Annotated in this window: 7 protein-coding genes; 4 read left to right on the top strand and 3 right to left on the bottom strand. The window is 47.9% G+C overall.

Annotated elements, in window-relative coordinates:
• The first annotated feature begins 398 nt into the window (after window positions 1–398).
• The 4 genes from ACN0R1_RS13470 to ACN0R1_RS13455 all read left to right on the top strand — a co-directional run bounded on the left by ACN0R1_RS13470 (window position 399) and on the right by ACN0R1_RS13455 (window position 4,806).
• Complete coding sequence (locus tag ACN0R1_RS13470; protein WP_417583691.1) at window positions 399–1,259, top strand: hypothetical protein; 861 nt, start codon at window positions 399–401, stop codon at window positions 1,257–1,259.
• Window positions 1,260–1,276: 17 nt separating this feature from the next.
• On the top strand, window positions 1,277–2,647 hold the full coding sequence (locus ACN0R1_RS13465; protein ID WP_417583689.1) for a uracil-xanthine permease family protein: 1,371 nt from the start codon (window positions 1,277–1,279) through the stop codon (window positions 2,645–2,647).
• Window positions 2,648–2,674: 27 nt separating this feature from the next.
• Entirely contained in the window at window positions 2,675–4,036 is a 1,362-nt protein-coding gene (locus tag ACN0R1_RS13460; protein WP_417583687.1) for an 8-oxoguanine deaminase, read from the top strand.
• 122 nt (window positions 4,037–4,158) lie between these two features.
• A complete protein-coding gene (locus tag ACN0R1_RS13455) occupies window positions 4,159–4,806 on the top strand; it encodes a TetR/AcrR family transcriptional regulator (RefSeq protein ID WP_417583685.1) in 648 nt (215 codons plus the stop codon).
• A gap of 23 nt (window positions 4,807–4,829) precedes the next feature.
• Here the strand turns inward: ACN0R1_RS13455 and ACN0R1_RS13450 are convergent, their stop codons facing one another.
• The 3 genes from ACN0R1_RS13450 to uraH are packed head-to-tail and all read right to left on the bottom strand — an operon-like array spanning window position 4,830 to window position 7,670.
• A complete protein-coding gene (locus tag ACN0R1_RS13450; protein WP_417583683.1) occupies window positions 4,830–6,020 on the bottom strand; it encodes a urate hydroxylase PuuD in 1,191 nt (396 codons plus the stop codon).
• Between the two features lie 3 nt (window positions 6,021–6,023).
• On the bottom strand, window positions 6,024–7,325 hold the full coding sequence (gene guaD / locus ACN0R1_RS13445) for a guanine deaminase (RefSeq protein ID WP_417583681.1): 1,302 nt from the start codon (window positions 7,323–7,325) through the stop codon (window positions 6,024–6,026).
• 3 nt (window positions 7,326–7,328) lie between these two features.
• Window positions 7,329–7,670: a hydroxyisourate hydrolase gene (gene uraH / locus ACN0R1_RS13440; RefSeq protein ID WP_417583679.1), complete on the bottom strand. Its 342-nt coding sequence runs from the start codon at window positions 7,668–7,670 to the stop codon at window positions 7,329–7,331.
• Window positions 7,671–7,681 lie beyond the last annotated feature (11 nt).

Raw genomic sequence — 7,681 nt, 5'->3', positions numbered from 1 at the left:
ATTCAACCAGACGTAATTTTTAAAGAGCAATTGCGACAGAATATAAGCGGGTGTTGCAGTTAATAGTTGAATTCAGGGTTAATAAAGCATCGAGCTGATTAATGTAATGATCTCGGTGCTTTATTTGCACACACTTAGAACAAACCATCCCCATTATGGTGCTAAACACCAAGCATTTTCTCTCCTGAACGCTTTTCATTATCGATTTTGTCAATAATGAATGATGTTTTAATATTCTATTGTATTTCAAATTGTTATTAGGTTTTATCACTCATCTTCACATGCTTTTTACGGGGTTTTTATTAGATCTGCTGTTCGAATTTAGAGTTTGGCATGATTTCTGCTACTGAAAACCTGACTAGGTAGTCAACTTTCATAATGGGCAGAGAGACAATTAAATGAAAAAAGCAAAAAAACTCTTAGCTGTTTCAGTCATGACTTTAACGGCAGGCGTAATAAGTGGGCAAGCACAAGCTTTTAACTGGTCGGATACCTTTATTGGCTATCGCTATGGTTCAGAGTTTACGGAACCTGGAAATACGAATGATATAAGAAAAAATGTGCTGACCTTGGGTCATGCCAGTGGCTACGATTATGGTCAGAATTTCTTTAATCTGGATATGCTGCAATCTGATAAAAAAGATGCTGCTTCAGGTAGTGATAATGGTGCTACAGAGTTCTATCTGACCTACCGTCATCAATTGTATATAAGCAAACTTCTTGATGCAGATTTTAGTTTCGGACCGGTTAAGGATGTAAGTTTAACAGCTGGATTTGATTTAAATACCAAAAATACCGCCTTTGCTCCCAGGAAACGTATGTTTGTTGTCGGGCCAACTTTTAAAATGGATGTTCCCGGTTTTATGGATGTGAGTTTTCTCGCAGCTTATGAGACCAATCACTGTGGGCTATCTGCCTGTGGAGCTCCAGGAAACACCAACGACATAGACTTTGATCCCTATTATTTGATGAGTATTGCCTGGGGGATTCCCTTCGAAATAAAGGGAGCACCTTTACGCTTTCAGGGCTTTGCGAACTTTATTAGCAGTAAGGGTGATAACAACTTCGGTAATGAAACCAAACCCGAGACATTAATTCGACCTGCATTGATGCTGGATGTTGGACGTTATGTGCTGGGCCGTGACAATACACTGCGTGTCGGTGTGGGCTACGAGTACTGGCGTAACAAATTTGGTAATCCTAGTGGCCCTGGCATAGATACAGATGCCTGGACACTTAATGCCCAGTGGCACTTTTAAACTAGAGGATGCTGATGATGAAAAGTGACTTAATCTACCCACTTGACTCACGGCCTGGAGTCAAAGCGTCAACCTTTGCGGCCATACAGCACGTGCTTGCCAGCTTTGTTGGTATTATCACACCCACATTAATTATTGGTGGGGTGCTGGGCCTGGGTGAGCATCTGCCTTACCTCATCAGCATGGCACTGTTTGTCTCTGGTGTTGGCACCTTTATTCAGGCACGTCGTGCCTGGGGAATAGGTGCCGGGATGATTTGTGTTCAAGGCACCAGTTTTGCGTTTTTGAGCGCCATACTGGCGGCTGGATTTATTGCAAAAAGTAAGGGGGGTGGTCCAGAGGATATTTTGGCACTGATTACCGGGGTGTGTTTTTTGGGTGCCTTTATTGAAATATTTATCAGTCAGATTTTGCACAAACTCAAACGCATCCTGACACCACTGGTAACCGGTATTGTCATTACCATTATTGGCATCAGCCTGATTCGTGTGGGTATGACTGACCTTGCCGGCGGTGTTAATGCGCCAGATTTTGGTAGTATTTCTAATCTGGCACTGGGGGGATTTGTTCTCATCACCATCATTCTGCTGAACCGCTCAGCAAATCCCTGGGTGAGACTGTCCTCCATCGTATTGGGTCTGGTGGCCGGATATGTGATAGCCGCCGTTATGGGACAGATCAGCTTTAGTCACCTGTCCAGTGTAAGTTTGTTGACTATCCCTATACCGTTTCAGTACGGTTTTGCATTTGATTTTAGTGCGTTCTTTCCCGTTGCGTTAATCTATCTGGTGACTGCCATCGAAACCAGTGGCGATATTACCGCCAACTGCATTATCTCCAAACAGCCGATTAAGGGTGATGAATATATAAAACGTATTCGTGGCGGGGTGTTGGCTGATGGGATTAACTCAATGATTGCGTCAGTATTTCATACCTTCCCCAATACAACCTTCAGCCAAAACAATGGTGTGATCCAGCTAACCGGCGTGGCCAGTCGCTATATTGGCTACTATGTTGCTGTGATTTTGATGATTCTGGGGCTTTTCCCCATCATTGGAGCCATACTGCAACAGATCCCCAAGCCAGTGTTAGGTGGCGCCACTCTGGTAATGTTTGGTACCGTGGCGGCGGCTGGCGTGAAAATTCTGGCAAATGAAACCCTGGATCGCCGCAATCTGTTGATTATGGCAGCTTCTTTCGGGATAGGGCTGGGTGTTTCCATGACCCCGGATTTATTGGCTGAGATGCCAGACCTGGTACGCAATATTTTCGGATCGGCCGTAACCTCGGGTGGTTTAACAGCCATATTGTTGAGCGTAATTCTGCCTGAAGAAACGTCAACTACTGAAATGGAGGTTGAATCAAAACTAGAGCAGTCTCCGACCTGAAATGGCTATTAGCGTGAGAGTTACTGAATGACCAGAAGCTTGTGGATTAAACAGCCGTTGGCGATGCATACCAACACATGTGCAGACAGTGAAGGCGGACTGGTTATTGATACGGATCAGGGAGTGATCCGGGAGGTAGTGGCTAGGGGGGCGTTGCCAAGTACTCCCTGTGATGCAGTGTTTGATGCCAGGCAACACGTGGTGTTGCCTGGCCTGATTAACACTCATCATCACTTTTATCAGACGCTGACACGTGCATTGCCGGCGGCATTGAATAAGCCCCTGTTTCCCTGGTTACAAACACTGTATCCGATTTGGGCCAGCTTGGATGAAAACATGCTGTTCAGTGCCACGGAACTGGCGTTATCTGAACTGCTGTTATCTGGGTGTACTACTGCGGCTGATCATCACTATGTATTTCCTGACCAATTAACCCAGGCCATTGATATACAGATGGATGCCGCCGAAAGTACCGGTATGAGGGTGACGCTGACACGTGGTTCCATGAGTCTTGGCGCCGCTGACGGAGGTTTGCCACCACAAAGCGTGGTGCAACAGGAAAGCCAAATTCTGGATGATAGTCTGCGATTGATCAAACGCTTTCATGACCCTGCAGTGGGCTCGAAGAGGCAGGTTGCGCTTGCGCCTTGTTCCCCATTTTCGGTAACCAGCGAGTTGATGAGTGAGTCAGCTAAATTGGCTGCAGAGTATACGATTCGTTTGCACACGCATCTTGCGGAAACACTGGATGAAGAGGCTTTTTGTCTGAAGCGATTCGGGATGCGTACTGTGGATTATCTTGAACATGTCGGATGGTTATCCGAACAGACCTGGTTGGCCCACGGTATACATTTCAATCAGGATGAGATTCAGCGTTTAGGAGCCGCTGGAACCGGTATTTGTCACTGTCCTTCCTCTAATATGATGTTGGCGTCCGGTATCTGTCCGGTGCTGGACCTGGAGCAAGCAGGTGCGCCGGTAGGTCTGGGGGTGGATGGTTCAGCATCGAATGATTGCTCCAATCTGATCACCGAAGCTCGACAGGCGATGTACCTTCAGCGCCTTAAGTATGGTGCCGAAGCGGTGTCTCATCTGGATGCTTTGCGCTGGGTGACTCAGGGCTCGGCCAGTTTGCTAGGACGACAGGATTTGGGGGTGCTAACGGAGGGGATGCAGGCTGATTTGGCGTTGTTTCGTCTGGATGAGCTGAGATTTTCTGGTAGTCATGATCCGCTGGCGGCGTTGTTATTATGTGGTGCGCACCGCGCCGATCGAGTGATGGTGGCTGGAAAGTGGCTGGTTGAAGAGGGCCGGCTGATACATAAGGATGAAGCCCGACTGCGTAGAGAACATCAGCAGCAGGCCGAATGCTTGGTAAACAAACTGTAATAGCCGTGTCATCAAGGCTGCTGGGTCCAACATCTATCCTGAGCTGAAGTTCAATATTAGCGTCAGGTGTATTATACTGCTGGCCCTATAGAGACACACCAGCCCTCGCGGAGAGCAGCCTTTTGCTATTCAATATTGAATCCCATCAACATGATAAGCCTGTCGGTAGAATCCGCAAGCAAAATGAAACGCTGATTATCCGTGCAGCTGAGGTGGAGTTCGCCGAGAAAGGGTTTGTTGGCGCCAGTATGAATGCCATTGCGCAACGAGCCGGCTTGCCGAAGGCTAATATCCACTATTATTTTAAAAATAAAATGGGTCTTTATATTGCTGTCTTGAGTAATATCATCGATATCTGGGACTCAAGCTTGAGTGACTTTACTGAAGATGATGATCCCGCTGAGGTTTTGCCTGAGTATATTCGTCAAAAAATTGCTTTTGCTCGAGAGTATAATTTGGCCTCGCGTATCTTTGCGGCTGAAATAATCAGCGGCGCAAATAATATGAAAACCTATTTTAGCGATAACTATCATGTCTGGTTTGAAGGTCGTGTTGCTGTGTTCAGGAAATGGATAGAGCAAGGCAAAATTGATGCCATAACGCCAGAACATTTGTTGTTTATGATCTGGTCCACTACCCAGCACTATGCTGATTTTTCTGTTCAAATTGCTGCCGCATTAAATAAAAAAGAGCCTGATGAACAGGACTATTCGGCTGCAACAGAAACCTTGATTCATGTTATCTTGAAGGGCTGTGGCGTTTTTAAGTAAAACACCACAGCGTCTTCGGAAATTCAGTTTTTTGTCCGTTTGATCCAATCAGCCAATAAGGCTCTTTCTTCCAGGCTCATCTCAGTTTTATTCAAAAAGGGCATGTCGTGTGTCAGAATACTTCTAGCTTCGATTCTGTCTAGTAACCGCATAATATCAGCGCCAGTTTCCAGATAAATGCCGCCTGGTGATACCCTGAATATGTCGTCGGTCGGGCTGCGGCTATGGCAGGTTGCGCAGCGTTCCATAACAATCCCAAAGGCCTGATTATCTGAGAGCTGCTGGTCACCTGCCTCCAGTTGTTGGATAGGCTGTGGGCGTGCTATAAGCACCAGCACTATGAAGGCCAGCACGGCAGTGATCAGGATAGAGGGTTTGACGATTCCCTTGTGGCGCAGGTTGAAAAAGTGCCTGGCCCAGGCACCGATCACTATCAGAGCAGTCAAAATAGCCCAGCTGTGCTCATGGCCGTAAGTCATTGGCGAGTGATTGCTGAGCATTATGAACAGTACCGGGATGGTTGCATAGTTGTTATGGGTGGAGCGACGCTTGGCGTTTAGACCGTAGATGGGATCTGGCGACTCTCCCTTTTCAATAGCTCCAATAAGTGCTTTTTGTGATGGAATGATGGTGGTGAACACATTGGCTGCCATACAGGTGCCAATCAATGCGCCGATGTGGATATAGGCCGCACGGTCTCCAATAAACTGGCCCAGAAACCAGGCGAGGGCCGCAATCACACCCAGCAAAATCAGACCAAATAGCAGTTCCTTATTGACCAGCGGTGTACGACACAGGAGTTCATAAATCGTCAGCCCTATAGCGATGCTCCCCAGTCCCAGACTTATGGCCTGCCAGGGAGCCAGATCGGCTTTGGAAGGATCAATCATGTAACTGGAAGCTCCGACATAGTAAATCAGCGTCAGCAGCAGCATGCCGGTAATCCAGGTGGAATAGGCCTCCCATTTGAACCAGTGCAGGTGCTTGGGCATTTTTTCCGGACTGAGCTGGTATTTAGCGACTTCATAGATGCCACCACCATGGATAGACCATAGATCCCCTTTAATGCCCTTGTCCTTTTTCCACTCTGGTGGTTCTTCCAGCGAGTTATCCAGCCAGATAAAGTAAAAGGATGCCCCTATCCAGGCAATGGCCGTGACAACGTGTAATAGGCGCACTACTAGGTTTAGCCAGTCATATAAATAGGGATCCATGAATTAATGCTCCTGAAGGTAAGCTAAGTTGCCAAGAATATAGGTGGCATGAATTAATCGGTCATCACCGAGGGTAGTTAAGGCGAAGAGCATCTCGGTCAAACTCTCACATTGAGCTGTTCTGAAACTGAGCAATGGGGTTGACTGGGGATCAATCACAATGAAGTCCGCTTCTTTGCCGGGTAGAAAGTTACCGATCAGATGATCCATTGATAAGGCCCGTGCACCGCCCAGGGTGGCCAGGTACAAGGACTGGTGCGGGTGTAAGGAGTGTTGTTGCAACTGTTGAATTTTGTAGGCATCGCCCAGGGTTCGAAACATGGAAAAACTGGTACCCGCTCCGACATCTGTGCCGATAGCGTAGCGAACACCCTGTTTGCTGAGGCGGTTCATCTCAAATAAACCTGAACCTAAAAACAGGTTTGAGGTGGGACAATGCGCCAGTACTGTGCCTGATTGGGCCAGGCGATCACAGGCTGAATCACTCAGGTGGATACCATGAGCATAGACACAGTGGGGACCCAGTAGACCTGCCTGCTCATAGGCATCTAAATAGTCTCGTGCCTTGGGGAACAGCTCGGCAACCCAGGCAAGTTCATCGCGGTTTTCAGCCAGGTGGCTTTGCAGATAGACTCCCGGGTAGGCTTGTAACAACTGACCGGCACTCTGGAGTTGCTCCGGCGTGCTGGTGGGGGCGAAGCGGGGTGTCACGGCATAGGATAAGCGCTGTTTGCCATGCCATTTTTCAATCAATTCAGCGGATTCGGTATAACCTGTATCAACTGTGTCACATAAAGTAGCGGGTGCGTTGCGATCCATCAGGACTTTGCCTGCGATCATGCGTAGGTTCTGAGCCGCTGCGACTTCGAAAAACGCCTCAGCCGATGCCTTATGTACAGTCGCAAACACCATGGCTGTGGTAGTGCCATTGCGCAGCAGTTCATCAATAAACAGTTCGGCAATGGATTTTGCATAGGCCGCGTCAGCAAATTTGCTTTCAGTCGGAAAGGTATAATTGTTCAGCCAGTCGAGCAGTTGTCTGCCATAGGATGCAATCATTTCCGTTTGTGGATAATGGGTATGCAGGTCAATAAAACCTGGCATGAGTATTTTGCCCGAGTAGTCTATGACCTTTAGCGCCGGGTCCAGCGTAGGGATCAGTTCAGCATAAGGTGCGAGTGCCTTGATCTTGCCATCTTCAACTAATAATAGGGCGTCATCGATGAACTCGCTGGCCTGTTCAGCGTGAGTAGCTGGATCTTCCAGGTAGTGCAGAACCGATCCACGAAAAGCATGCAGGGTCATGTATCAGGAACCTCGGTAGGTGGTATAGCCAAAGGGGCTGATCAACAGGGGGATGTGGTAATGATCGCCAGCACCGCTCAAGTTACACTCTATATCGACCTGAGGATAAAAGCTGGGCTGGTCTTGTGAGCTGAAATAATTCTCCAGCATAAAGCGCATACGGTAACGGCCTGCGGCTAAAATGACGTCACTCGCCAGCAGGTCGGCAATTCTGCCGTCTTGATTAGTGACCCCCTGGCTGATTTCAATCCAGTTGCCCTTATCCAGATGGTAAAGACTGATGGGAATGCCCGCGGCTGGCAAGCCTGTGGCAGTATCCAGTACATGGGTTGTTATTTGGCTCATACTTGTCCTGC

Source organism: Nitrincola sp. (genome assembly GCF_048264025.1).
In the GTDB taxonomy this organism is placed as follows: domain Bacteria; phylum Pseudomonadota; class Gammaproteobacteria; order Pseudomonadales; family Balneatricaceae; genus Nitrincola.
This window is presented reverse-complemented; position numbering and strand designations above follow the sequence as displayed.